24 protein-coding genes are annotated in these 24,720 nt (G+C 67.1%); 15 read left to right on the top strand and 9 right to left on the bottom strand.

What is annotated here, in order from left to right; translation table 11 throughout:
* Positions 1–63: 63 nt before the first annotated feature.
* From IB275_RS04315 to IB275_RS04300, 4 genes are all read left to right on the top strand, one after another.
* Entirely contained in the window at positions 64–1,956 is a 1,893-nt protein-coding gene (locus IB275_RS04315) for a sensor histidine kinase (protein ID WP_192290657.1), read from the top strand.
* A complete protein-coding gene (gene aauR, locus IB275_RS04310) occupies positions 1,953–3,278 on the top strand; it encodes a two-component response regulator AauR (protein ID WP_192290285.1) in 1,326 nt (441 codons plus the stop codon). The genes IB275_RS04315 and aauR overlap by 4 nt, the downstream gene beginning before the upstream one ends.
* 47 nt (positions 3,279–3,325) lie before the next feature.
* A complete protein-coding gene (locus IB275_RS04305; protein WP_192290287.1) occupies positions 3,326–3,865 on the top strand; it encodes an SMI1/KNR4 family protein in 540 nt (179 codons plus the stop codon).
* Positions 3,866–3,979: 114 nt separating this feature from the next.
* A complete protein-coding gene (locus IB275_RS04300) occupies positions 3,980–4,429 on the top strand; it encodes a hypothetical protein (RefSeq protein ID WP_192290289.1) in 450 nt (149 codons plus the stop codon).
* 191 nt (positions 4,430–4,620) lie between these two features.
* On the opposite strand, the gene IB275_RS04295 is transcribed toward IB275_RS04300, so the two are convergent.
* Positions 4,621–5,589 (bottom strand): AraC family transcriptional regulator, encoded by a 969-nt coding sequence (locus IB275_RS04295; RefSeq protein ID WP_192290291.1) that lies wholly within the window; start codon positions 5,587–5,589, stop codon positions 4,621–4,623.
* 168 nt (positions 5,590–5,757) lie between these two features.
* On the opposite strand from IB275_RS04295, the gene IB275_RS04290 reads away from it, so the two are divergent.
* From IB275_RS04290 to IB275_RS04280, 3 genes are all read left to right on the top strand, one after another.
* The gene (locus IB275_RS04290; protein WP_192290293.1) at positions 5,758–6,651 is read left to right on the top strand and encodes an NmrA family NAD(P)-binding protein; all 894 of its coding nucleotides are present in this window, start codon (positions 5,758–5,760) and stop codon (positions 6,649–6,651) included.
* 120 nt (positions 6,652–6,771) lie between these two features.
* Complete coding sequence (locus tag IB275_RS04285; RefSeq protein ID WP_192290295.1) at positions 6,772–7,014, top strand: hypothetical protein; 243 nt, start codon at positions 6,772–6,774, stop codon at positions 7,012–7,014.
* Between the two features lie 107 nt (positions 7,015–7,121).
* Complete coding sequence (locus IB275_RS04280; protein ID WP_192290297.1) at positions 7,122–7,379, top strand: hypothetical protein; 258 nt, start codon at positions 7,122–7,124, stop codon at positions 7,377–7,379.
* Here the strand turns inward: IB275_RS04280 and IB275_RS04275 are convergent.
* On the bottom strand, positions 7,358–7,969 hold the full coding sequence (locus IB275_RS04275) for a class I SAM-dependent methyltransferase (protein ID WP_081517270.1): 612 nt from the start codon (positions 7,967–7,969) through the stop codon (positions 7,358–7,360). The two genes, IB275_RS04280 and IB275_RS04275, sit on opposite strands and share 22 nt — an antisense overlap.
* A 294-nt stretch (positions 7,970–8,263) precedes the next feature.
* Here IB275_RS04275 and IB275_RS04270 point away from each other — a divergent pair, with 294 nt between their 5' ends.
* From IB275_RS04270 to prpF, 5 genes are all read left to right on the top strand, one after another.
* Positions 8,264–8,935, top strand: a complete 672-nt coding sequence (locus tag IB275_RS04270; protein WP_494514434.1) for an FCD domain-containing protein — start codon at positions 8,264–8,266, stop codon at positions 8,933–8,935.
* Positions 8,932–9,819 (top strand): methylisocitrate lyase, encoded by an 888-nt coding sequence (gene prpB / locus IB275_RS04265; protein ID WP_138212114.1) that lies wholly within the window; start codon positions 8,932–8,934, stop codon positions 9,817–9,819. The genes IB275_RS04270 and prpB overlap by 4 nt, the downstream gene beginning before the upstream one ends.
* Positions 9,820–9,989: 170 nt before the next feature.
* Positions 9,990–11,150, top strand: coding sequence for a bifunctional 2-methylcitrate synthase/citrate synthase (prpC, locus tag IB275_RS04260; RefSeq protein ID WP_081517267.1), 1,161 nt, complete (start codon positions 9,990–9,992; stop codon positions 11,148–11,150).
* Positions 11,151–11,164: 14 nt separating this feature from the next.
* Positions 11,165–13,774: a Fe/S-dependent 2-methylisocitrate dehydratase AcnD gene (gene acnD / locus IB275_RS04255; protein WP_192290300.1), complete on the top strand. Its 2,610-nt coding sequence runs from the start codon at positions 11,165–11,167 to the stop codon at positions 13,772–13,774.
* A 124-nt stretch (positions 13,775–13,898) separates the two neighbouring features.
* A complete protein-coding gene (gene prpF / locus IB275_RS04250) occupies positions 13,899–15,086 on the top strand; it encodes a 2-methylaconitate cis-trans isomerase PrpF (RefSeq protein WP_192290302.1) in 1,188 nt (395 codons plus the stop codon).
* 124 nt (positions 15,087–15,210) lie between these two features.
* Here the strand turns inward: prpF and IB275_RS04245 are convergent, their stop codons facing one another.
* From IB275_RS04245 to IB275_RS04235, 3 genes are read right to left on the bottom strand one after another with little or no spacing between them, the layout of a single operon-like run.
* A complete protein-coding gene (locus IB275_RS04245; RefSeq protein WP_192290304.1) occupies positions 15,211–15,801 on the bottom strand; it encodes an LON peptidase substrate-binding domain-containing protein in 591 nt (196 codons plus the stop codon).
* 18 nt (positions 15,802–15,819) lie between these two features.
* Positions 15,820–16,533 carry an LrgB family protein gene (locus tag IB275_RS04240; RefSeq protein ID WP_138212109.1) on the bottom strand — a complete coding sequence of 238 codons (714 nt, stop codon included), beginning with the start codon at positions 16,531–16,533 and terminating at the stop codon, positions 15,820–15,822.
* Positions 16,533–16,895 carry a CidA/LrgA family protein gene (locus IB275_RS04235; protein ID WP_045217069.1) on the bottom strand — a complete coding sequence of 121 codons (363 nt, stop codon included), beginning with the start codon at positions 16,893–16,895 and terminating at the stop codon, positions 16,533–16,535. The genes IB275_RS04240 and IB275_RS04235 overlap by 1 nt, the downstream gene beginning before the upstream one ends.
* A 179-nt stretch (positions 16,896–17,074) precedes the next feature.
* Between IB275_RS04235 and IB275_RS04230 the strand changes: the two genes are divergently transcribed.
* The 3 genes from IB275_RS04230 (at position 17,075) to IB275_RS04220 (ending at position 20,026) form a co-directional block, all read left to right on the top strand.
* The gene (locus IB275_RS04230) at positions 17,075–17,530 is read left to right on the top strand and encodes a MaoC family dehydratase (protein ID WP_045217066.1); all 456 of its coding nucleotides are present in this window, start codon (positions 17,075–17,077) and stop codon (positions 17,528–17,530) included.
* 93 nt (positions 17,531–17,623) lie between these two features.
* Complete coding sequence (locus IB275_RS04225; RefSeq protein ID WP_192290306.1) at positions 17,624–19,354, top strand: C13 family peptidase; 1,731 nt, start codon at positions 17,624–17,626, stop codon at positions 19,352–19,354.
* A 30-nt stretch (positions 19,355–19,384) separates the two neighbouring features.
* Complete coding sequence (locus tag IB275_RS04220) at positions 19,385–20,026, top strand: oxidoreductase (RefSeq protein WP_192290308.1); 642 nt, start codon at positions 19,385–19,387, stop codon at positions 20,024–20,026.
* 162 nt (positions 20,027–20,188) lie between these two features.
* On the opposite strand, the gene IB275_RS04215 is transcribed toward IB275_RS04220, so the two are convergent.
* The 4 genes from IB275_RS04215 to IB275_RS04200 all read right to left on the bottom strand — a co-directional run bounded on the left by IB275_RS04215 (position 20,189) and on the right by IB275_RS04200 (position 24,596).
* Positions 20,189–20,482 (bottom strand): YceK/YidQ family lipoprotein, encoded by a 294-nt coding sequence (locus tag IB275_RS04215; protein WP_192290310.1) that lies wholly within the window; start codon positions 20,480–20,482, stop codon positions 20,189–20,191.
* On the bottom strand, positions 20,466–21,095 hold the full coding sequence (gene ubiX, locus IB275_RS04210; protein WP_017521701.1) for a flavin prenyltransferase UbiX: 630 nt from the start codon (positions 21,093–21,095) through the stop codon (positions 20,466–20,468). Before ubiX ends, IB275_RS04215 begins: the two co-directional genes overlap by 17 nt.
* Positions 21,096–21,097: 2 nt before the next feature.
* The gene (mpl, locus tag IB275_RS04205; RefSeq protein WP_192290312.1) at positions 21,098–22,450 is read right to left on the bottom strand and encodes a UDP-N-acetylmuramate:L-alanyl-gamma-D-glutamyl-meso-diaminopimelate ligase; all 1,353 of its coding nucleotides are present in this window, start codon (positions 22,448–22,450) and stop codon (positions 21,098–21,100) included.
* A 229-nt stretch (positions 22,451–22,679) separates the two neighbouring features.
* Positions 22,680–24,596, bottom strand: a complete 1,917-nt coding sequence (locus IB275_RS04200; protein WP_192290314.1) for a sigma-54-dependent Fis family transcriptional regulator — start codon at positions 24,594–24,596, stop codon at positions 22,680–22,682.
* Positions 24,597–24,720 lie beyond the last annotated feature (124 nt).

The raw sequence follows: 24,720 nt of genomic DNA, 5'->3' as shown, positions 1-24,720 counted from the left end.
GTGTGGTACCCGAGCCAGTCCATCGCCGCCCCCCGGCGTTGGGCTGGTTCGGCCTCGGCGACTGTGCTGCAATGCGCTTCCAGCCCACTGCCGCCGCCGCTGACCGTGAAGCCACGCCTCGTGCGCAACTACCTGTTGCCCTTCCTCCTGCTCCTGCTCACCCTGGGCTTCGGCTATGGCGGCTACCTGATCAGCGAAGGCGCCGGCACCCGCACCCTGATCGAGACCGGCGAACGCCAGCTGGAACTGCACGCCCGTGGCGTGGAAAGCGAGATCAGCCGCTACACCTACCTGCCCAGCCTGCTGGAACTCGAAGGCAGCGTCAGCCGCCTGCTGGTGGACCCGACGCCGCTGCACCGCGACCGCGTCAACCATTACCTGGAAGGCCTCAACCGCCGCGCCGGCAGCCGCGCCGTGTACCTGCTGGACACCTCCGGCCGGGTGCTCGCCACCAGCAACTGGCAGGACGCCGACAGCTACCTGGGCGAAGACCTGTCCTTCCGCGCCTACTTCCAGGAAGCGGTGAGCGGCCGCCCCGGACGCTTCTACGGCATCGGCAGCACCACCGGCGAACCCGGTTACTACCTCGCCCATGGCCTCGTTCACGGCGGCAAGATCGTCGGCGTGGCGGTGGTCAAGGTGCGCATGGAATCCCTCGAAGAACGCTGGGAGAAGGCACGCCTGCAAGCCTTCGTCAGCGACGAGAACGGCATCATCATCCTCTCCAGCGACCCGGCCCTGCGCCTGAAGGCCGTGCGCCCGCTCAGCGACCAGGACAAGGAACGCCTCGCCCGCAGCCTGCAGTACTACTGGTGGGCGCTCAACGAATGGCAGCCGCTGGCGCGCAAACCTCTCGGTGAAGGCGTCGAGGAAATCAGCTTCCCGCCGGGCGAGCACGCCGACAGCCACAAGCCGCTCAGCTACCTGATGCAGACGCGCAGCTTGAGCGACACGCCGTGGAATTTCACCCTGCTCACCCCGCTGGCCGACCTGCGCCGCGAAGCACTGATGCACGGCGTGCTGGCCGCCGTCGGCTTCGCCCTGTTCGCCTTCCTGCTGATCGCCTGGAATGAGCGGCGCAAGGTCATCGCCACCCGCCTCGCCGCCCGTGAGGCACTGGAGCAGGCCAACAACGCCCTGGAGCGGCGTATCGCCGACCGCACCGCAGACCTGCGCGCCAGCAACCAGCACCTGCGCGAGCAGATCCGCGAACGCCGGCAGGCCGAGGACACCCTGCGCAAGGCCCAGGACCGCCTGGTCCAGGCCGGCAAGCTGGCGGTGATCGGGCAGATGTCCACCAGCATCGCCCATGAACTCAACCAGCCGCTGGCGGCGCTGCGCACCCTGTCGAGCAACAGCGTGCGCTTCCTCGAACGCGGCAAGCTGGACGTCGCCAGCAGCAACCTCGAAGCCATCGCGGAAATGGTCGACCGCATGGGCCGCATCACCGCCAGCCTGCGCGCCTTCGCCCGACGCGCCGACGACCACGGCCAGGCAACCCTGAGCAAGGCGGTGGACGCCGCCGTGATGGTGCTGCAGGGGCGGCTCTCCGAAGTGCCGGTGACCCTGCACCGCGACTACCCCGACGCGCAGCTGGCCATCGACCAGACGCGCCTGGAACAGATCCTGGTCAACCTGATCGCCAACGCCCTCGACGCCATGGGTCCGCAGGTCGACCGCCAGCTCTGGCTGGAAGGCCGCAGCGAAGGCGACGGCCACTACCGTCTGGTGGTCCGCGACAACGGCCCCGGCATCCCGCAGGATGCGCGCCAGCACCTGTTCGAACCCTTCTTCACCACCAAGCCCGGCGAACTCGGCCTGGGCCTGGGCCTGACCCTATCGGCCAGCCTCGCCACCGCCGCCGGCGGCAGCCTCGGCGTGGCCTACCCGGAGGCCGGCGGCACCGCCTTCGAGCTGAACCTGCCGCTGCTGCCCGCCATGGAGACACCCGCATGAGCGACCCTTCCCTGCGCGTATTGATCGTCGAGGACGACCCCCACGTGCGCCTCGGCTGCCAGCAGGCGCTGGCCCTGGAAGACATCGAGACCGACAGCGTGGGCAGTGCCGAGGAAGCGCTGAAGAAGGTCGGCGCCGACTTCCCCGGCATCGTCGTCAGCGACATCCGCATGCCCGGCATGGACGGCCTGCAATTGCTGGAGAAACTCAAGGAGCGCGACCCCAGCCTGCCGGTGGTGCTCATCACCGGCCACGGCGACATCGCCATGGCGGTCAAGGCCATGCGCGACGGCGCCTACGATTTCATGGAGAAACCCTTCTCCCCCGAGAAGCTGGTGGACACCGCGCGCCGCGCCCTCGCCCAGCGCGCCCTGACCCGCGAAGTCAGCCAGCTGCGGCGCCAGCTCGCCGGCAAACAGGCCCTGGAAAGCCGGCTGATCGGTCGCTCACCGGCCATGCAGGCGCTGCGCGAACTGATCGCCAACGTCGCCGACACCTCCGCCAACGTGCTCATCGAAGGCGAGACCGGCACCGGCAAGGAACTGGTCGCGCGCTGCCTGCACGACTCCAGCCGGCGCCAGCCCAAACCCTTCGTCGCGCTCAACTGCGGTGGCCTGCCGGAAAGCCTGATCGACAGCGAAATCTTCGGCCACGAGGCCCATGCCTTCACCGGCGCCGGTAAGCGGCGGATCGGCAAGATCGAGCACGCCGACGGCGGCAGCCTGTTCCTTGACGAGATCGAGAGCATGCCGCTGAACCTGCAGATCAAACTGCTGCGCGTGCTGCAGGAACAGCAGCTGGAACGCCTGGGCTCCAACGAACTGATCCGCGTGGACTGCCGGGTGATCGCCGCGACCAAATCCGACCTCGCCGCCATGGGCCGCGAAGGCAGCTTCCGCAGCGACCTCTACTACCGCCTCAACGTCATCACCCTGAACCTGCCGCCGCTGCGCGAGCGCCGCGAAGACATCCTGATGCTCTTCGAGCACTTCCTGCAGCAGTCCTCGCTGCGATTCGACCGCCCGGCGCCCCCCATCGACAACGCCACCGCCGCCACCCTGATGGCCCACGACTGGCCGGGCAACGTGCGCGAGTTGCGCAACGTCGCCGAACGCTTCGCCCTCGGCCTGCCGGTACTGGCCGGCGGCAACCTCGGCCCGGACGCCGGCGAGCCGCGCTTCGCCGAGGCCGTGGAAGCCTTCGAGAAGAGCCTGCTGTCCACCGCCCTCGAACGCCACGCCGGCAACCTCAGCCAGGCCGCGCACGCACTGGGCATGGCCAAGACCACGCTGTTCGACAAGGTGAAGAAGTACGGCCTGTGACGGCGCGCCTCGCACACGACTGACAGTCACTCGGAAAAGGATTGGCAATGACTGAAGACGCTCTGCTGCAAGACATCTGGAAGATTCTCGAACCCATCGAGATCGAGCACTTCGAAGTGGTGGCCGGCAAGGCCGAGCCCGCCGCCCTGGAGCGCTACGAAGCGGAATTGGGCTTCGCCCTGCCGGAGGCCTTCCGTCTGCTGACACTATCCAAACTTGGTGGCCTGTACATCACCGCACGGGAGGAGTCCTGGCCTGCGGCCAAGGCCTTCGACGTCGGTCCCGCCTGGACCTTCTGGTGCGGCCTGCTGGTGTTCGGGCTGGCCGAGGACATCCCTGAATGGCTGAGCCTGAGCGTGCAGCTGGCCGAAGTCCGCCGCCAGGGCATCGTGGACTTCGCGCCGGTGCTCAAGGTCCAGAGCGATCCGCGCTACTACGGCTTCCGCGCCGACGGCAGCCTCGCGCTGTACGACGGCTACGAGTTGGAAAGCTGCGAGCCGACCGATTTCCTCGACCTGCTCAAGCAGGAAGTCGACAGCCTGATCGAGCGCATGGACCAGATGCGCACCCGCATCAGCGCGCGCTGAGCGAATCGTGATGCGTCAGCACGACCTCGGTCGCGCTGACGCAGGGCGTTGATCTCTGCTCCGCCGTCCCGGACACTATCGGCCTTTGAACCGGCCGCACGAGCGGGAGCCATCATGTCCACCCAAGCCGAAACCCTCTGGAACCAGCTCTGCGCCGACGCCGGCGTCGACCCGCAGCAGCGCATGGCCTCGCGCCAGGCCATCCTCGCCGACAGCAGCGCGCTGGACGCCACCGTCTACCGCCCGGACGACAACGACCCGGACGCCGAAGAGCTGGACATGGGCGACGCCAAGGTGCTGTTCCTCGGCCCCTTCGAAGCGCCCATCGAGTGGGACGCCGCCGAGCGCGAAGACTTCTTCGACGACGCTGACCCGGCGCTGTTCTTCAGCGCCCGCATCGAGTGCGAAGCACAGCCCGGCACTTCCGCCTTCTTCGTCCCGGAAGTGGGCGACTACCTGGCGGTGATGGACGGCGGCAAGATCCAGATGTACTTCCTCCACGACTGGCGCGAAGACGAAGACGGCTGCACCTGCGTGTTGATCCGCGACGATATCCAGCTCTGAACCCACCCCTTGCCGGGCCGCGCCTGCCGCCGGCAGAGACGTAGGGCGCATAACCTGGAACAGGTTATCCGTCGAAGCCCCGCGGCGGATAACGCTGACGCGTCATGCGCCCTACGGGGCAGCACGACCGTCGGCACCGGCATCACCCTGTAGGAGCGGGCCATGCCCGCGATCACGCGCATGGCCCGCTCCTACAGGCTGCGCCGCACGCTGCCCGGTGAGACGCCGATAAAGCGCTTGAACGCCCGGCTGAACGCCGCCTCCGACTGGTAGCCGAGGCGCTCGGCCAGTTCGGCCACGGCAATCTCCCGTTCCTGCAACCAGCTCAGCGCCACATGCATGCGCCAGCGGGTGACGTAGTGCATGGCCGGCATGCCGACCTTTTCGGCGAAACGGGCGGCAAAGGCGGAGCGCGACATGGCCGCCGCGCCGGCCAGCGACGCGAGGCTCCAGTCCCGCGCCGGGTCGCGGTGGACCAGGCTCAGCGCGCGGCCCAGCTGGCGATCCTGCAAGGCGCCGAGCCAGCCGGTCTGGGCGGCCGGGTCCTGCTCGATCCAGGCGCGGATGGCCTGGATCACCAGGATGTCGGCCAGCCGGGTGATCACCGTTTCACCGCCGGGGCGCATGGCCCGTGCTTCGTTTTCCATCAACCTCAAGGTACTCATCAGCCAGTCGCGCTGGCCGGGGTCACGCACCTGCGCCTCCAGCACCCGCGGCAGCAGGCGCACCAGTTGCAGCGCGGCGGGATGATCGAAGCGCACCGCGCCACAGATCATCGCCGTCGGCGCCCCGCTTCCGCCCTGGCGCAGCACTTCGTAACGGTCGCTGGCGTAGACGCGCGGCAGGTCGAACAATGCCGTCGCCGCTTCCCCCGGCGCGCTCACCAGCCGGTGGCCCTCGCCGTGGGGCACCAGCACCAGGTCGCCCGGCGTCAGCCGGCGCGGCTCGTCGCCCTCGGCTTCAAGCCAGCATTCGCCGACAGTCAGCACATGGAACATCAGACACTGCGGCATGGCTGGCAGGTCCAGCCCCCAGGGTGCGGTGAATTCGGAGCGGCAATAGAAGGTGCCGCTCATGCGCAGGAAATGCAGGGCTTCGCCCAGAGGATCGTTGGAAACCCAGGCGTCGGTCGGGTCCTGAATGGCGGTAGGAGCGTTCATGGTCTTGAGACTGGTCCGGCAGTCCGGCGGCGTCCAGCACTCCTGGACGAATAAGCACGAAGAAGCGATTTCCAGGCATTAACCGTCCAGCTCTTTGGCAGGAAACTGAACCCGGGCCAACGAACCCACGGCGGGCGCCGCGGGACGGCCAACAGCGAGGACACCGCCATGATTACCGTAATGGGAGCCACCGGCCGCACCGGTTCGAGAATCTGCCAGACCCTGCTGGAAGCCGGCGTGCCCGTTCGCGCCCTGGGCCGCAATGCCGAACGCCTGGCGCCGCTGGCGGCCGCCGGTGCGCAGATCGCCGTGGGCGAGCCGCACGACGCCGCCTTCCTCAGCAAGGCCTTCCGCGGCTCGGAAGCGGTCTACACCCTGCTCGCCTACGGCCCGGACACCGAGGACTATCGCCAGCAGCAGGCTGCCCAGGGCGAGGCAATCCTCGCGGCGATCCGCGACAGCGGCGTGCGCCGCGTGGTGTTCCTGAGCAGCGTGGGCGCCGAGGTGCCCGCCGGCACCGGGCCGATCATCAGCATGCACGATCAGGAACAGCGCCTGCGCGAGCTGCCGCCGGAGGTGGACGTGTTGATGCTGCGTTCCGGTGCGCTGTTCGAGAACCTGTACGGCGCGCTGGAAATCGTCCGCGCCTACGACTGCTACAGCGATGCGGTGGCGCCGGATGTGCCGGTGCCGATGGTCGCCACCCAGGACGTCGCCGATGCCGCCAGTCGCGCCCTGCGGGACCGCGACTGGCAGGGCCACGTGACCCGCGAAGTGCTCGGCCAGCGCGACCTCAGCTACGCCCAGGCGACCCGGCTGCTGGGGGCGGCCATCGGCCGGCCGGACCTGCCTTATGTGCCGGTTTCGCCTCCGGAACTGGAGAGCGCACTGCGCGAAGCCGGTTGCTCCGCCAGCGTTGCCGCGTGCTACGCGGAACTGGGCGAGGCGATCAACAGCGGGCGGGTTCGGGCGCAGGAGGTGCGCTCGCCAGCCAATACCACGTCGACGCGCTTCGAAGACTTCGCCCAGGACTGGGCCGAGGCCTACCGGGCGCTGCCGTAAGACGGTGCCGTCAGTCAGCCAAAAATAAATTCCTACAAATATCCCGGAAGGTTCTGATGAATTTGGCGCTGGTCCGCTGTCTAGAGTACTCGCCCCTTTCCCAACGGCCGGACCACTGCCATGAACCTCGCTTCCGACAGTCTCTGGGTCGATGTGGAGACCTGGTCTCCCTACCGCCCGCAACGCATCCTCCACGGCCGCATCAGTCGCGAGGATTACCTCGCCCTGTGCGACGGCCGCGCGCCCTTCGAGGTGCGCCTGGGTGATTGCCAGAGCCGCCACTGCCCCACCGGCCCGGTGCAGGACCTGTTCCTCAGCGGCACGCACATCCTCAACGTCACCCCGGCCGACCGGGTCGCCTGATACGCCAGGGATAGTCCCACAGGCCATTCAGAACAACCTGACAGAGACCATTCAGGACGGACGTTAAGGTCTGCCACCTCTTTTCCCCGCCGTGGAGTGACGTGGCAATGGACAATCAGCTCAAGGTCGAAGTCGTGGTTCGCGCGCACAACCGCGAGTCCTCTGTGCTCCAGGGCTGGATCAGCCAGGGAGACTATTGCGCGCTGTGCGATGGCGAGGCGCCTTTCGTGGTGCGCATGAACGACTGTCAGTCGGACATGGGGCTGCTCCTGCGACCGGAAGACCTCTACGTGCGCAGCGCCTACATCCTCAGCATCGAGGTGCTCGACCGCCTGCCCGGGCGTCAGTCGGCCATGCCACGGTAGACGTAGGTCATCGGCCGCGGCCCCGGCAGGTAGTCCTGGATCAGTTCGCGCAGGTGGAAGCCGCCGGACTCGATCAGCGCCGGCATGTCGCGGTCCAGGTGGCAGCCGCCGGCCAGCGGCTTCCAGACCGGCGTCAGGCGGTGCTGCCAGGCCCGCACGCCGGCATCCGGCGCCAGACCATGTTCACAGAAGAGGAACTCGCCACCGGGCTTGAGTACCCGGCGCATTTCCTTCAGCGCCGCCACCGCATCGGGGATGCTGCACAGGGTGAAGGTGCAGACGATGCTGTCGAAGCTGCCGGCGTCGGCACGAATCTGCCCCAGCTCCAGCGCCACCATGTCCACCGGAATGCCGATCGCCTCGGCCCGGCTGCGGGCGAGCTTCTGCATCTGCGCCGCCGGGTCGACGCCGACAATTGTCGACACTTTCGCCGGATCGTAGAACGACAGGTTCAGGCCGGTGCCCATGCCGATCTCCAGTACCCGGCCGCGCGCACGGGGCACCAGCAGCGAGCGCTGCTTCATCACATCACCCATGCCGCAGGCGAAGTCGATCAGTCGGGGCAGCACATAGCGGTCATAGAGTTGCATGGGCAGTTCTTCCGGCGTTTCCCCCGATCCTAGCGGGCCTGCAGCGCGCCGGCACAGCAGCCGACGAGGGGATATCCGCCATTCTCGCGCATCATTCTCCCGTACAACGGCCCCCAGCGAGCCGCCCGCCTCGGCATAACCAAAGGTCCCCATTAGACGATTGTCGACAATTCATCAGATCTTGATTGACCGAAGGCTTTTCCGGGGGTAGCTTTCGCCGCACATCAAGAAGATTGTCGACACCATGAGCGATAGCCTGATTCTCCCCCCCCTGCCAGCGACGACGGCGAGACCCTGTCGGAACACGTGTTCCGCAAGATCCAGTCGGCCATCGTCAAGGGCGAGATCGCCCCCGGCAGCAAGATTTCCGAGCCGGAACTGGCGCGCACCTACGGCATCAGCCGCGGCCCGCTGCGCGAGGCAATCCACCGCCTGGAAGGCCAGAAGCTGCTGGTGCGCGTGCCGCACGTCGGTGCGCGGGTGGTTTCGCTCAGCCACGAGGAGCTGCTGGAGCTCTACGAGATCCGCGAATCCCTCGAAGGCATGGCCTGCCGCCTGGCCGCCGAGCGCATGAGCCAGGCCGAGATCGACGAGCTGCGCCGGGTGCTCGACACCCACGAGCGCGACGAGGCGTTCCAGGCCGGCCGCGGCTATTACCAGCAGGAAGGCGACTACGACTTCCACTACCGGATCATTCAGGGCAGCGGCAATCGCACCCTCACCCGCATGCTCTGCGGCGAGCTGTACCAGCTCGTGCGCATGTACCGCCTGCAGTTCTCGGCGACGCCCAACCGCCCGCGCCAGGCCTTCTCCGAGCACCACCGGATTCTCGATGCCATCGCCGATCGTGACGGCGAACTGGCCGAGTTGCTGATGCGCCGTCACATCGGCGCCTCGAAACGCAATATGGAGCGTCACTACCTGGACGCCCAAGCCAAGACAGCCAACGAACGAGGTGAACAATGAGCAACAAGACCGCCGGCCAACGTTTCCGTGAAGCCCTTGCCGAAGAAAAGCCGCTGCAGGTGATCGGCGCGATCAACGCCAACCACGCCCTGCTGGCCAAGCGCGCCGGCTTCAAGGCCATCTACCTCTCCGGTGGCGGCGTGGCGGCGGGTTCCCTCGGCCTGCCGGACCTGGGCATCAACACCCTGGACGACGTGCTCACCGACGTTCGCCGCATCACCGACGTCTGCGACCTGCCGCTGCTGGTGGACATCGACACCGGCTTCGGCCCCAGCGCCTTCAACATCGAGCGCACCGTCAAGAACCTGATCAAGGCCGGCGCCGCTGCCGCCCACATCGAAGACCAGGTTGGCGCCAAGCGCTGCGGTCACCGTCCGGGCAAGGAAATCGTCTCCGTCGAGGAAATGGCTGACCGCGTGAAGGCCGCCGCCGACGCCAAGACCGACCCGAACTTCTTCCTCATCGCCCGCACCGACGCCATCCAGGCCGAAGGCGTGGACGCCGCCATCGAGCGTTGCCTGCGCTACGTCGAGGCCGGCGCCGATGCGATCTTCGCCGAAGCCGCCTACGACCTGCCGACCTACAAGCGCTTCGTCGATGCGCTGAACGTGCCGATCCTGGCCAACATCACCGAGTTCGGCGCAACCCCGCTGTTCACCCGTGACGAGCTGGCCTCGGTCGGCGTGGCCATCCAGCTGTATCCGCTGTCCGCCTTCCGCGCCGCCAACAAGGCCGCCGAAGCCGTGTACACCGCGATCCGCCAGGAAGGTCACCAGCAGAACGTGATCGAACTGATGCAGACCCGTGCCGAGCTGTACGACCGCATCGGCTATCACGCCTTCGAGCAGAAGCTCGACGCCCTGTTTGCCGCTGGCAAGAAGTAATCCCGGCGACAACGGCGGATAACGCTTCGCGTTATTCGCCCTACTCCAGACCTGATGCACCGTAGGGCGCATAACGCCGCAGGCGTTATCCGCCAACCAGATTCGAACCGAAACCTCGGCCCATGCCGGGGGACAAGAACAAGCAACCGGATTTGATGAGGAGACACGCGATGAGCGCTACCGCAGAAACCACCACCGGCTTCAAGCCGAAGAAGTCCGTGGCCCTGAGTGGCACCGCCGCTGGCAACACCGCCCTGTGCACCGTCGGCCGTACCGGCAATGACCTGCACTACCGTGGCTATGACGTCCTGGATTTCGCCAACCGCTGCGACTTCGAGGAAATCGCCCACCTGCTGGTCCACGGCAAGCTGCCCAACGCTGCCGAACTGGCCGGCTACAAGGCCAAGCTGAAAGCCCTGCGCGGCCTGCCGGCCGGCGTCAAGGCCGCCCTGGAAACCCTGCCGCCCTCGGCCCACCCGATGGACGTGATGCGCACCGCCGTATCCGTGCTCGGTTGCCTGTCGCCGGAGAAGGACGACCACAACCACCCGGGCGCCCGCGACATCGCCGACAAGCTGATGGCTTCCCTGGGCTCCGCACTGCTCTACTGGTACCACTTCAGCCACAACGGCAAGCGCATCGACGTCGAGACCGACGACGACTCCATCGGCGGCCACTTCCTGCACCTGCTGCACGGTGAGAAGCCCCGCGAGTCGTGGGTGCGCGCCATGCACACCTCGCTCAACCTGTACGCCGAGCACGAGTTCAACGCCTCCACCTTCACCTCCCGCGTTATCGCCGGCACCGGTTCGGACATGTTCTCCTGCATCGCCGGCGCCATCGGCGCGCTGCGCGGCCCGAAACACGGCGGCGCCAACGAGGTGGCCTTCGAGATCCAGAAACGCTACGACAACCCGGACGAAGCCGAGGCCGATATCCGCGCCCGCGTCGAGAAGAAGGAAGTCGTGATCGGCTTCGGCCACCCGGTCTACACCGTGTCCGACCCGCGCAACAAGGTGATCAAGGAAGTCGCTCACCAGCTGTCGAACGAGCAGTCCAACACCAAGATGTATGACATCGCCGAGCGCCTGGAAACCATCATGTGGGACATCAAGAAGATGTTCCCCAACCTCGATTGGTTCAGCGCCGTGAGCTACCACATGATGGGCGTGCCCACCGCGATGTTCACCCCGCTGTTCGTCATCGCCCGCACCGCCGGCTGGTCCGCTCACGTCATCGAGCAACGCATCGACGGCAAGATCATCCGCCCGAGCGCCAACTACACAGGCCCTGAAGACCTGAAGTTCGTGCCGCTCAAGGACCGTAAATAACTATGAACGCCACCGTGAACAGCCAATTCCGCAAGCGCCTGCCCGGCACCGCGCTGGATTACTTCGACGCCCGCGAGGCCGTCGAAGCGATCCAGGCCGGCGCCTGGGACAAGCTCCCCTACACCTCCCGCGTGCTGGCCGAACAGCTGGTGCGCCGCTGCGAGCCGGCGGACCTGACCGCCTCCCTGGAGCAGCTGGTCTACCGCAAGCGCGACCTCGACTTCCCCTGGTACCCGGCGCGCGTGGTCTGCCACGACATCCTCGGCCAGACCGCACTGGTCGACCTCGCCGGCCTGCGTGACGCCATCGCCGAAAAAGGCGGCGACCCGTCCAAGGTCAACCCGGTGGTGCCGACCCAGCTGATCGTCGACCACTCGCTGGCCGTGGAAGCCGCAGGCTTCGACCCGGATGCGTTCGAGAAGAACCGCGCCATCGAGGACCGCCGCAACGAGGACCGCTTCCACTTCATCGACTGGACCAAGACCGCGTTCAAGAACGTCGATGTGATCCCGGCCGGCAACGGCATCATGCACCAGATCAACCTGGAGAAAATGAGCCCGGTGATCCAGGCGCGCGGTGGCGTGGCCTTCCCCGACACCTGCGTCGGCACCGACTCGCACACTCCGCACGTGGATGCCCTGGGCGTGATCGCCATCGGCGTCGGCGGCCTCGAGGCCGAGACCGTGATGCTCGGCCACCCGTCGATGATGCGCCTGCCCGACATCGTCGGCGTGAAGCTCACCGGCAAACGCAAGCCGGGCATCACCGCCACCGACATCGTCCTGGCGATCACCGAGTTCCTACGCAAGGAGCGCGTGGTCGGCGCCTACGTCGAGTTCTTCGGCGAGGGTGCGGACAGCCTCTCCATCGGCGACCGCGCGACCATCTCCAACATGTGCCCGGAATACGGCGCCACCGCCTCGATGTTCTACATCGACGGCCAGACCATCGACTACCTCAAGCTCACCGGCCGCGAGCCCGAGCAGGTAGAGCTGGTGGAGAACTACGCCAAGACCCTCGGCCTCTGGAGCACCGCTCTGGAAACCGCCGAGTACGAGCGCGTGCTGGAGTTCGACCTGGGTAGCGTCGTACGCAACATGGCCGGCCCGTCCAACCCGCACCGCCGCCTGCCGACTTCGGCACTGGCCGAGCGCGGCATCGCCGACGAAGCCAAGCTGCAGGAAGGCAAGGGGGAAGAAGCCCAGGGCCTGATGCCCGACGGCGCGGTGATCATCGCCGCCATCACCAGCTGCACCAACACCTCCAACCCGCGCAACGTCATCGCCGCCGGCCTGGTGGCGAAGAAGGCCAACGCGCTGGGCATGCTGCGCAAGCCGTGGGTGAAGACCTCCTTCGCGCCGGGTTCGAAAGTCGCCAAGCTGTACCTGGAAGAAGCCGGCCTGCTGCCAGAGCTGGAGAAGCTCGGCTTCGGCATCGTCGCCTATGCCTGCACTACCTGTAACGGCATGTCCGGCGCGCTGGACCCGGTGATCCAGAAGGAGATCATCGACCGCGACCTGTACGCCACCGCCGTGCTCTCGGGCAACCGCAACTTCGACGGGCGTATCCACCCGTACGCCAAGCAGGCCTTCCTCGCCTCGCCGCCGCTGGTGGTCGCCTACGCCATCGCCGGCACCGTGCGCTTCGATATCGAGCAGGACCCGCTGGGCACCGACAAGGACGGCAACCCCGTCACCCTGAAGGACCTCTGGCCCTCCGACGAAGAGATCGACGCCATCGTCGCCGCCAGCGTCAAGCCCGAGCAGTTCAAGCAGGTCTACATCCCGATGTTCGATCTGGGCAGCGTGCAGGAAGCGGAAAGCCCGCTGTACGACTGGCGCCCGATGTCCACCTACATACGCCGTCCGCCGTACTGGGAAGGCGCGCTGGCCGGCGAGCGCACGCTCAAGGGCATGCTGCCGCTGGCGATCCTGCCGGACAACATCACCACCGATCACCTGTCGCCGTCCAACGCCATCCTGCTGGACAGCGCGGCCGGCGAATACCTGGCGAAAATGGGCCTGCCTGAGGAAGACTTCAACTCCTACGCCACCCACCGCGGCGACCACCTGACCGCCCAGCGCGCCACCTTCGCCAACCCGCAACTGGTCAACGAAATGGCCGTGGTCAACGGTGAGGTGAAGAAGGGTTCGCTGGCCCGCGTCGAGCCCGAAGGCAAGGTGATGCGCATGTGGGAAGCCATCGAAACCTACATGAACCGCAAGCAGAACCTGATCATCGTCGCCGGTGCCGACTACGGCCAGGGCTCGTCCCGCGACTGGGCGGCCAAGGGCGTTCGCCTGGCGGGCGTGGAAGTGATCGTGGCCGAAGGCTTCGAGCGCATCCACCGCACCAACCTGGTGGGCATGGGCGTGCTGCCGGTGGAGTTCAAGCCGGGCACCACCCGCCTGACCCTGGGCCTGGACGGCACCGAGACCTACGACATCAAGGGCGACGTCTCGCCGCGCTGCGACCTGACCCTGGTGGTCAATCGCCGCAACGGTGAAGTGGTCGAAGTCCCGGTCACCTGCCGCCTGGACACCGCCGCCGAAGTGAAGGTGTACAACGCCGGCGGCGTGCTGCAGCGCTTCGCCAAGGACTTCCTCGAGTCGTCCGTGGCGTGATGTAACGGCCCCGGCTTGCCATGCGGCGGGCCGGGTTGAAAGCCCCTCTCCCCCAACCCTCTCCCTTCAGGGAGAGGGTTGGGGGAGAGGGCAGCCCACCACCGAACACCCACGGACCCGACCCATGCCCCACGTACCTCAAGTGAAGATCCCCGCCACCTACATCCGCGGCGGCACCAGCAAGGGCGTGTTCTTCCGCCTGCAGGACCTGCCCGAGCGCTGCCAGGTGCCCGGCCCAGCCCGCGACCAGCTGTTCATGCGCGTGATCGGCAGCCCCGATCCGTACAGCGCGCACATTGATGGCATGGGCGGCGCGACCTCCAGCACCAGCAAGTGCGTGATCCTGTCCAGGAGCAGCCAGCCGGACCACGACGTCGACTACCTCTACGGGCAGATTTCCATCGACAAGGCCTTCGTCGACTGGAGCGGCAACTGCGGCAACCTCTCCACCGCCGCCGGATCCTTCGCCATCCACGCCGGCCTGGTCGACCCGTCGCGCATCCCAGACAACGGCACCTGCGTGGTGCGTATCTGGCAAGCGAATATCCAGAAGACCATCATCGCCCACGTGCCCGTCACCAACGGCCAGGTGCAGGAGACCGGCGACTTCGAGCTGGACGGCGTGACCTTCCCCGCCGCCGAGATCGTGCTGGAGTTCCTCGACCCGTCCGACGACGGTGAAGACGGCGGCGCCATGTTCCCCACCGGCAACCTGGTGGACGATCTGGAAGTCCCCGGCATCGGCACCTTCAAGGCGACCATGATCACCGCCGGCATCCCGACCATCTTCGTCAACGCCCAGGACATCGGCTACACCGGCGCCGAACTGCGCGAAGCGATCAATGGCGACCCCGAGCAGCTGGCGCGTTTCGAGAAATTCCGCATCGCCGGGGCCCTGCGCATGGGCCTGATCAAGACCCCGGAAGAAGCCGCGACCCGCCAGCACACGCCGAAGATCGCCTTCGTCGCACCGGCGAAGAACTACGTCACCTCCAGCGGCAAGGAAGTCCAGGCCGGCGATGTCGACCTGCTGGTTCGCGCGCTGTCCATGGGCAAGCTGCACCACGCCATGATGGGCACCGCCGCCGTGGCCATCGGCACCGCAGCCGCCATCCCCGGCACCCTGGTGAACCTCGCCGCCGGCGGTGGCGAACGCAGCGCCGTGCGCTTCGGCCACCCCTCCGGCACCCTGCGCGTAGGCGCCGAGGCGAAACAGGTTAACGGTGAGTGGACCGTGACCAAGGCCATCATGAGCCGCAGCTCGCGCATCCTGATGGAAGGCTGGGTACGGGTGCCGGGCGATTCGTTCTGATCGCTGGATCTACCCGTGAAAGCACAAGGCCCGCGATTGCGGGCCTTGTCGTTTCTCATGGGGAAATCGTGCCTGGGCTCTTCCTCCCCCAGCGCGCCGATGTATCCCTGCAGGAGATGGCGTGTCAGGCAACGAAGTCGCCCTGCAACTGCTCCAGCAGCACCTGGATGCGCGCCAGGCGTACGGTGGGGTCGTCCATCTCCAGCAGCACCTGCTTCTGGTCGCGCTCGAAGGGCAGCAGGTAGGCGAGCTGGCAGGCCAGTGCCTGCTGGCCGTTGACCTCCCCGCCCATCTCCAGCGCGGAGACCATCGGGTGCATGGACAGCGCCTCGAGCAATGCCGCAAGGTCGTCGTGCTCCTTGGTCAGCGGCTGGTCGGGCTGCTCGTCCAGCCACTGCACTTCGGCCACCGTCAACTGGTCCGTCTGCACGTTGGCGGAGAGCACGCGGAAGCGCCGCCCACCTTCGACACGGATACCCAGCAAACCATTGGGCCGCTGCTGCCAGTCGCGGATATGCGCCTCGCAGCCGACCAGGCTGTAGCGCTCCGGCGCATCGCCGACTTCCTCGCCCTCGACGATGGCCACCACGCCGAACCCGCCGCTCTGCTTCATGCAGCGGCCGATCATGTCCAGGTAACGCGCCTCGAAGATCTGCAGGTCGAGGCGGCAGCCGGGAAACAGCACGGTGTTGAGGGGGAACAGCGGGAAACTCATGGACACTCCGTCGATTCGTCAGGCGATCAGCGCTACCGCCAACGGTAGCAGCACAGCGGTGGCCACGCCCATCAGGCTCATGGCCAGGGCGGCGAAGGCGCCGCACTCCTCGCCCTCCTGCAAGGCGCGGGAGGTGCCCACGGCGTGGGCGGTCATGCCCAGCGCCATGCCCTGCGCAGCGGGGTGATGCACGCCGAAGCGGCGCAGCAGTTCCGGGCCGAGGATGGCGCCGAGCACGCCGGTAATCAACACGAACACCGCCGCCAGCGCCGCTACGCCGCCGATCTGGCTGGCCACCAGCATGGCGATGGGCGAGGTCACCGACTTGGGCGCCAGGCTCATCAGCAATTCGTGGTCGACGCCGAACAGCCAGCCCAGGCCGATGCCCAGCGCGGTGGCGAACAGGCCGCCGACCAGCAGGGTGATCAGCGTCGGCCAGAACAGCTGGCGGATGCGCTTCAGGTTGAGGAACAGCGGCACCGCCAGCGCGACAGTAGCGGGGCCGAGGAGGATGGTCAGCACCTTGGCGCTGTTGCTGTATTCCGCGTAGTCGATGCCACAGGCCAGCAGCACCGCGATGACCATCAGCATCGACACCAGCACCGGCTGCAGGAACACCCAGCGCGTGCGCTCGTAGGCCGCCAGCGCCAGCTGGTAGGCGCCCAGGGTAACGCCGACGCAGAACAGCGGATGGTGGATGACGGAGTTCAGCGCGCCTTGCCAGTCGAACATCACGCGCCCTCCTTCTGCTTGCGCTGGCGGTCGATGAGCTTCTGCATCAGCCAGCCGGCGAACACGAAAGACACCAGCAGCGACAGCGCCAGGGCGCCGGCGATGGCCCAGAAGTCCGCGGCGATCTGCTTCGCGTAGGCCATCACGCCCACCGCCGCCGGTACCAGCAGCAACGGCAGGTAGCGCAGCAGCGAAGCGGCCGCCTCGTTCACCGGCTTGCTCACCTCGCCGTTCCACACCAGGAAGGCGAACAGCAGCACCAGCCCAATAATGGGGCCGGGAATCATGTGCAGGATGAGAGCATTCAGGCCCGTGCCGAGCAGTTGGAACAGCACCAGCCAGGTCAGGCCGCGTAGCAACATCAGGGAACATCTCCAGCGCAAGGAACCGCCATTATGCCCGCCCGGCACCCGCTATGGCTCGGCATTCGCCCAAAGCATGAATGCCACTGCGGCTTGACCGGCCGCGGACCCCATGCTGATCTGTTGGCGGACTCTCATGCAGGCCGCACTAGAAGAACAACGATATCCCCGGAGGAAACATGGCATTCGTACCCGTAAGCGCACTGAAGGACTACATCGGCAAGGACCTGGGTCATTCGCAGTGGATCACCGTCGATCAACAGCGCATCAACCAGTTCGCCGAGTGCACCGAGGACCACCAGTTCATCCACGTCGATCCGGAGAAGGCGAAGAAGACGCCCTTCGGCGGCACCATCGCCCACGGATTCCTGTCGCTGTCGCTGATCCCCAAACTCTGCGAGGGCCTGCTGGTCCTGCCGGAGAACCCCAAGATGGTGGTCAACTACGGCCTCGACAGCGTGCGCTTCATCCAGCCGGTACCGGTGGACTCGCGCGTGCGCCTGCAGGTGACCATCACCGACATCACCGAGAAGAACCCCGGCCAGTGGCTGATCAAGGCACGCTGCACCCTGGAGATCGAAGGCCTGCCCAAGCCGGCCTACATCGCCGAATCGCTGAGCCTGTGCTTCGTCTGACGGCTCTGGCACAGCGTTGAGAAAAAAGCCCGCGTCCGCGGGCTTTTTTACGTCACACTCACTCTGCGACCCACCGTCGATTCGAGAGTCCCGATGCCACGCCAACTCCTGCCCTTGAGCCTCGCCCTGCTCCTGACTGCCTGCGGCGAAGGCGAACCGCTGACACCCCCGGACGCCCGCCTGCCCGACGGCGCGCGCTACCGTGGCGAGCTGGTGAACGGCCAACTGCAGGGCCCGGGTCGGCTGGATTACAGCAATGGTTCCTGGTACGAGGGCGGCTTCGACAAGGGCCTGCAGAGCGGCCAGGGCAAGTGGAGCGACGGCAACGGCACGAGCTATGAAGGCGAGTTCCGCGACGGCCTGTTCGAAGGGCGTGGCCGCCTGCAGTACGCCGACGGCAGCTTCTACGAGGGCCAGTTCAAGCGCGGCGAGTTCGACGGCGAAGGGCGGATTTCCCAGGGCGGCACCACCTACAGCGGCGGCTTCCGCAAGGGTCGCTACGAGGGCCTGGGCAGCCTCGTACAAGCCGATGGCACCCACCACCAGGGAGCCTTCGCCCGAGGCGAAGCCAACGGCGAAGGCGCCCGCCGCGACAGCCTCGGCAACCAGTACAGCGGCCCGTTCAAGAACGGCGTGCTCGAAGGCAAGGGCATCTTCCGCGACGATGCGGGTGACCAGTACGCCGGCGAGTTCCGCAACGACCAGTTCGACGGCACCGGACGCTTCCAGAACGCCGACGGCGATGTCTGGTTCGGTCGCTTCAAGGCCGGCGCGCTGAGCGGGCCGGGCGAGTTCATCGGCACCGATGGCAGCCGCTACAAGGGCGACTTCCGCTTCTGGCGCTTCGACGGCCAGGGCACCCTGACCAAGGCCGACGGCCAGACCTACAGCGGTGGCTTCGCCCGTGGCGAGTACTCCGGTGCCGGCACCCTAACCCGCCATGACGGCACCGTGCAGAAAGGCACCTGGAGCGCCGGCCAGTTGCGCCAGGACGCCGCCGGCAAGCTGCTGCCCAACCCGCTGGAAGTCGGCTTGCTGGAACAGGGCGCCATGCTGGAGAAAGCCCTGTCCGCCATCCCGCAGTCCACCCCGGCAATCGAGCTCTACGGCGTCAGCCTGGGCGGCGACGGCAAGCAGAGCGTGTTCCTGCGAGAGGCCGACTACGTCGCCAACCTGCTCGGTGATCGCTTCGGCGCGCGCGGCGTGGTCCGTCTGGTGAACCACCGCGATCACCTCGCCGACCGTCCCATGGCCACCCGCGAAACCCTCGCCCGCACCCTGCGCACCATCGCCGAGCGCAGCGGCCCGGAAGACCTGGTGTTCATCTACCTGACCAGCCACGGCTCCCATGACCACCAGTTGGTGCTGGACATGCCGGGCCTGAAGCTCGACGACCTGCCGGCCAGCGAACTGGCCACGCTGCTCGCTCCGCTCAAGGACCGCACCAAGGTGCTGGTGATCTCCGCCTGCTACAGCGGCGGCTTCATCCCCGCGCTCAAGGACGACAAGACCCTGATCATGACCGCCGCGCGCAGCGACCGGGTGTCCTTCGGTTGCTCCGAGGAGGCTGACTTCACCTACTTCGGCGATGCGCTCTTTGCCAAGGCCTTCCAGCAGACCGACGACCTCAGGCAGGCGTTCAAGCTCGCCAGCGTCACCGTGGCCAAGCGCGAGAAGGAGGAAGAGTTCGAGCCATCGGAGCCGCAACTCTGGGCGCCGGATGCGGTCATTACTCGCTGGCAGGCCCTGCGTGCGCAACAGACGCACGGAGCCCTGGCGCTCGGCAGCAACGATGCGCAGGCAAAAGGACAGGGCGAGAACTAAGCTGGAAGGTGTGTCAGAGGGGAAACACAGATGTACTCGAAACCGACGAATATCCTGCTAGCTGGCGCCACCGGCCTGACCGGTGAGCATCTGCTCGACCGCATGCTCAACGAGCCCACGGTCAAGCGCGTCATTGCCCCGGCCCGAAGGAAGCTGGCGGAGCACCCACGCCTGGACAATCCCGTCGGCCCGCTGGCCGAACTCATCCCGCACCTGCTCCAGCCGGTGGACACGGTGTTCTGCTGCCTGGGCACCACGCTCAAGGAGGCCGGCTCCGAGGAGGCCTTCCGCAGTGTCGACTACGACCTGCCGCTGGCCCTGGGCGAGCGCGGCCTGGCCCTGGGCGCGCGGCACTACATCGTGGTCAGCGCGCTGGGTGCGGACAGCAAGTCATCGATCTTCTACAGCCGGACCAAGGGCGAGCTGGAAGATGCCCTGCGCCAGCAAGGCTGGCAGCAATTGACCATCGCCCGGCCGTCACTGCTGCTGGGGCAGCGCGAGGAAATCCGCCTCGCCGAACTGCTCGCCGCGCCCTTCTCGCGCATCCTGCCGGGCAAGCTCCACGGCATCGAAGCCATCGCCCTGGCCCGCGCGCTGTGGCGCCTGGCCCTGGAGCCGGGCAAGGGCGTGCGCGTCGTCGAATCGGACGAACTGCGCAAGCTGGGCAAATAACCCCCTCCACGCAAGCCTACGATCGCCGGGCGCTTTTGTAGGATGGTGTGGAGCGAAGCGTTACCCATCAATCGCAACAATGACCGCATGGGTATCGCTCCGCTCCACCCATCCTACGCAGGACCTCCCTGATCTTTCTTCAGGGGAATCAGCAGAAGCGGGTCAGTTCCCGCCCCACACCTGCAGGCCGATGCCCAGCTCCGCGGCGAGCGAGAGCGGCAGCAACAAGGTATCCAGCAGCGCGCTGCCGGGCAGGTCGAGGCCGGGGTAGGCCGGCGCGTCGGTGCCAAAGTGATCCTTCGGGCAGCAGCCGCCATTGAGCGAATACCAGTCCAGCCGGGTGCCGGCATAGATCAGCGGGTCGCCGGGCCGGCTGTCGTTAAGCGTCTTCACAGTGGCACAACCGCCCAGTTGCAACAGCAACAGGACGGCGAGGAGCTTATTCGTCGCTGACAAGATGGTGTTCGCCCCAGCGCGGCAGCATGTCCTGGGGAATACCCAGTTGGTTGAGGATGCGCGCGACGACGAAGTCGATCAGGTCGTCGACCGTCTGCGGCTGGTGATAGAAGCCCGGAGCGGCCGGCAGGATCACCGCGCCCATATTGGACAGCTTGAGCATGTTCTCCAGGTGGATGCTGGAGAACGGCGCCTCGCGCGGCACCAGGATCAACTGGCGGCGCTCCTTCAGCGCCACGTCGGCGGCACGTTCGATGAGGTTGTTGCAGGCGCCGGTGGCGATGGCCGAGAGCGTCCCCGTCGAGCAGGGCACCACCACCATCGCACTGGGAGCCCCGGAACCGGAGGCCACCGGGGCCATCCAGTCTTCCTTGCCGTAGACGCGAATCTGCCCCGGCGCGGCGCCGGTGTACTCGCTGAGGAAAGCCTGCATCGCCTGCGGCTTGCTCGGCAGGGTCACGTCGGTCTCGGTGGCCACCACCAGTTGCGCGGCCTTGGAGATCAGGAAGTGCACCTCGCGGTCTTCCTGCACCAGGCAGTCGAGCAGACGCAGGCCGTACTGGGCGCCCGAGGCGCCGGTCATGGCGAGGGTGACGCGTTCGGCTCCGGCCATGTTCAGCTCTCCAGCGCCTTGGCCAGCTTGCCGTGCAGGCCGCCAAACCCGCCGTTGCTCATGACCACCACCTGGGTGCCCGGTGTGGCGATGGCTTTCACGCCCTCGATGATGGCTTCCAGCGAATCGCACACTTGCGTCGGCACGGTCGAACTGGCGACGGTGGCGGCCAGGTCCCAGCCGAGGTTGGGCGGCGCGTACCAGAACACGCTGTCGGCCTGGACAACGGACTCCGGCAGGCCGTCGCGGTGGGCACCGAGCTTCATGGAGTTGGAGCGCGGTTCGACCACGGCGATCACCCTGGCATCGCCGACGCGCTTGCGCAGGCCGTCGAGGGTGGTGGCGATGGCGGTCGGGTGGTGGGCGAAGTCGTCATAGATAGTCACGCCCTGCACTTCCGCGACCTTCTCCATGCGCCGCTTGACGCTCTTGAAGGCCGACAGCGCGGCGCAACCCAGCTCCGGCACCACGCCGACATGACGGGCCGCTGCAAGGCAGGCCAAAGCGTTGGCGACGTTGTGCTGGCCGGTCAGTTCCCAGTCCACGGTGCCTTGCGGTTTTCCGTCGAACAGCACCTCGAAGTGCGAGCCGTCCTCGCTGAGCAGCCGCGCCTGCCACTGGCCGCCTTCGCCGGTGGTCTGCACCGGCGTCCAGCAGCCCATGTCGATCACGCGCTTGAGTGCGGTCTCGGACGTCGGGTGGATGACCAGGCCTTCGCCGGGGATGGTCCGCACCAGATGGTGGAACTGCCGCTCGATGGCCGCGAGGTCGGGGAAGATGTCCGCGTGGTCGAACTCCAGGTTGTTCAGGATCGCCGTGCGCGGGTGGTAGTGGACGAACTTGGAGCGCTTGTCGAAGAAGGCGCTGTCGTACTCGTCAGCCTCGACTACGAAGAACGGGGTGCCGCCCAGGCGTGCGGAGACGCCGAAGTTCTGCGGCACGCCGCCGATCAGGAAGCCCGGGCTCATGCCGGCGTGCTCCAGTACCCAGGCCAGCATGCTGCTGGTGGTGGTCTTGCCGTGGGTGCCGGCGGCCGCCAGGACCCAGCGCCCCTGCAGCACGTGGTCGGCCAGCCACTGTGGGCCGGAGACGTAAGGCAGGCCCTTGTTCAGCACGTATTCCACTGCCGGGTTGCCGCGCGACAGCGCGTTGCCGACCACTACCAGGTCCGGAGCCGGCTCCAGGTGCGCAGGGTCGTAGCCCTGCATCAGCTCGATACCCTGGGCTTGCAGCTGGGTGCTCATGGGCGGGTAGACGTTGGCGTCGGAGCCGGTCACGCGGTGGCCCAGTTCCTTGGCCAGGACGGCCAGCGACCCCATGAAGGTGCCGCAGATGCCGAGGATGTGGATATGCATGCAGACTCCTGCAATCAAGCCTTTGAAGGCACTTCGAATGGGCGGCAGAGTAGCACAGCGCGCCCCCGCGCGGCCCGCCGCCGGGGCATCAGACGACGAGGTGGGGAGGCGGTTCCCGCAGGCCGGGAAAAGTCGTCACGGGCGTGAACCGTAGGATGGGTGGAGCGAAGCGATACCCATGCTGACCCGGTGCCCGGTATCGATGGGTATCGCTTCGCTCCACGTCATCCTACGAGAGGCTCTTCCTGTTCAGACCGTGACGGTTGAGCTTGCGGTACAGGGTATTGCGGCTGATGCCCAGCTGTTGCGCGGCACGGCTGATGTGCCAGCGCTGCGCTTCGAGCACTTCCAGCAGCGCGTTGCGCTCGGCCACGCCGAGGGTGTCACCGCCCTCCCCGGCCAAGGCGACCGGAGCCGCAGCGGCAGCCGGCGCGCGACGCAGGTCCGGCGGCAGGTCGGCCATCTGGATGCGGCCGCCGTCGCACAGCGCACAGAGCGTGCGCAGCACGTTGCGCAACTGGCGCACGTTGCCCGGCCAGGGGAAGTCCAGCAGGTGCCGGCGCACATCGTCATCCAGGCGCACGCTGCGGCCCTTGCTCTCCTCGGCCAGCAAGTGGTCGAGCAGTGCGCCGCGGTCTTCACGCTCGCGCAGTGGCGGCAGCGCGACCACCAGGCCGTTGAGGCGGTAGTAGAGGTCTTCGCGAAACTGCCCGGCGGCTACCAGCGCTTCCAGGTCACGGTGGCTGGCGCTGATCAGGCGGATATCCACATCCTGCGGCTCACCACCGATGGGCACCACCTGGCGCTCTTCCAGCACACGCAGCAGGCGGGTCTGCAGCGCCAGCGGCATGTCGCCGATTTCGTCGAGGAACAGCGTGCCGCCGTCGGCCTGCTGCAGCTTGCCGCGCATGCCTTCCTTGCGCGCGCCGGTGAAGCTGCCACCACGATAGCCGAACAGTTCGCTCTCGATCAGGGTCTCGGGAATCGCCGCGCAGTTCAGCGCAACGAAGCTCTTGCCGACGCGCTCGCCACCCAGATGCACGGCGCGGGCGAAAGCCTCCTTGCCGGTGCCGGTCTCGCCCTGCAGCAGCAGTGGCACGTCGTGGGCGTAGACCTTCAGCGCACGGCGGAAATCGTGGGCCAGTTGCGGGTCGTCGATGCACAAGCCTTTCGCCAGAGGCGCGCGCGGCAGGACCGGCGCGGCGGCGATGGGCCGCTTGCCGCGCAGCAGCGCATACAGCGTGCGCCCGGCCTGGGTGCGCAGCGGCCAGCTGGCGTTGGGATGCGGGTCGGCGCGGCTGAACAGGTCGTCCAGCCGGCAATCGAAGCACTGTTCCAGCGAGCGGCCGATCAGGCTTTCCCGGCGGCTGCCGAGCAGGTTGATGGCGCTCTGGTTCGCCGCGCGGATGCGCCCATCGCCGCCGAAGGCCAGCATGCCTTCGCTGAACAACCCGAGGCCGTCGGGTTGCAGGTGGAAGCGCAGCAGCCACTGGTCCTCGAAATGGCGCAGGAAGTAGCAGCTCTCGATGGCCTTGGCCGACAGGTTGACCAGCGCCATGGTGTGGAACTGGCTCTGCCGCGACACGTCGCGGCGCGCGGAGGAAACGTCGAGCACCGCCAGCAGTTCGCCCTGCGGGTCGAACACCGGGCTGGCCGAGCAGGTCAGGCCTGTGTGGCGGCTGCGGAAATGTTCGTCCTGGTGAATGGTCAGCGCCTGGCGCTCCACCAGGCAGGTGCCGATGCCGTTGGTGCCTTCGCGGGCCTCGCTCCAGTCGGCGCCGAGCCAGAGTCCGGCCTGCTCGAAGGTACGCCGCTCGGCGGCTTCGCTGACGCAGTTGAGGATCACCCCACGGGAATCGGTGAGCAGCACCGCGTGTCCGGCGCCGGACAGCTGCTGGTGCAGGCTGTTCATCTCGTCGCTGGCGATCTCCAGCACCTGGCGGTGGCGCTCGCGGACCTCGAGCATGCGCGCGTGTTCGAGCACGGCGGGCGCCATGGGTTGCGCCGGGTCGAGGTGGTACTGCTCCAGGCAGCGCATCCAGGAGCGGGCGATCGATGGGTCCGCGCCGGGGGCACCGGCGGGGGCCTTGCCCTCGGCCACGGTCATGACCTGGCGGGCGTGGCGGCTCAAATCGTTGGCGCGCATTCTTGTTGTTCTCCGCTTGGGGACGGGGAGGCAGCCCCGAATTCCAACGAAGTCTTGTAGGACCTTTCTCTTCCTACAGAAAGCGATGGAACGCAGGACAGCATCCCCCACGCGCCAGCCCAAT

The sequence above is a fragment of the Pseudomonas sp. PDM21 genome (assembly GCF_014852505.2).
In the GTDB taxonomy this organism is placed as follows: Bacteria; Pseudomonadota; Gammaproteobacteria; order Pseudomonadales; family Pseudomonadaceae; genus Pseudomonas.
This window is presented reverse-complemented; position numbering and strand designations above follow the sequence as displayed.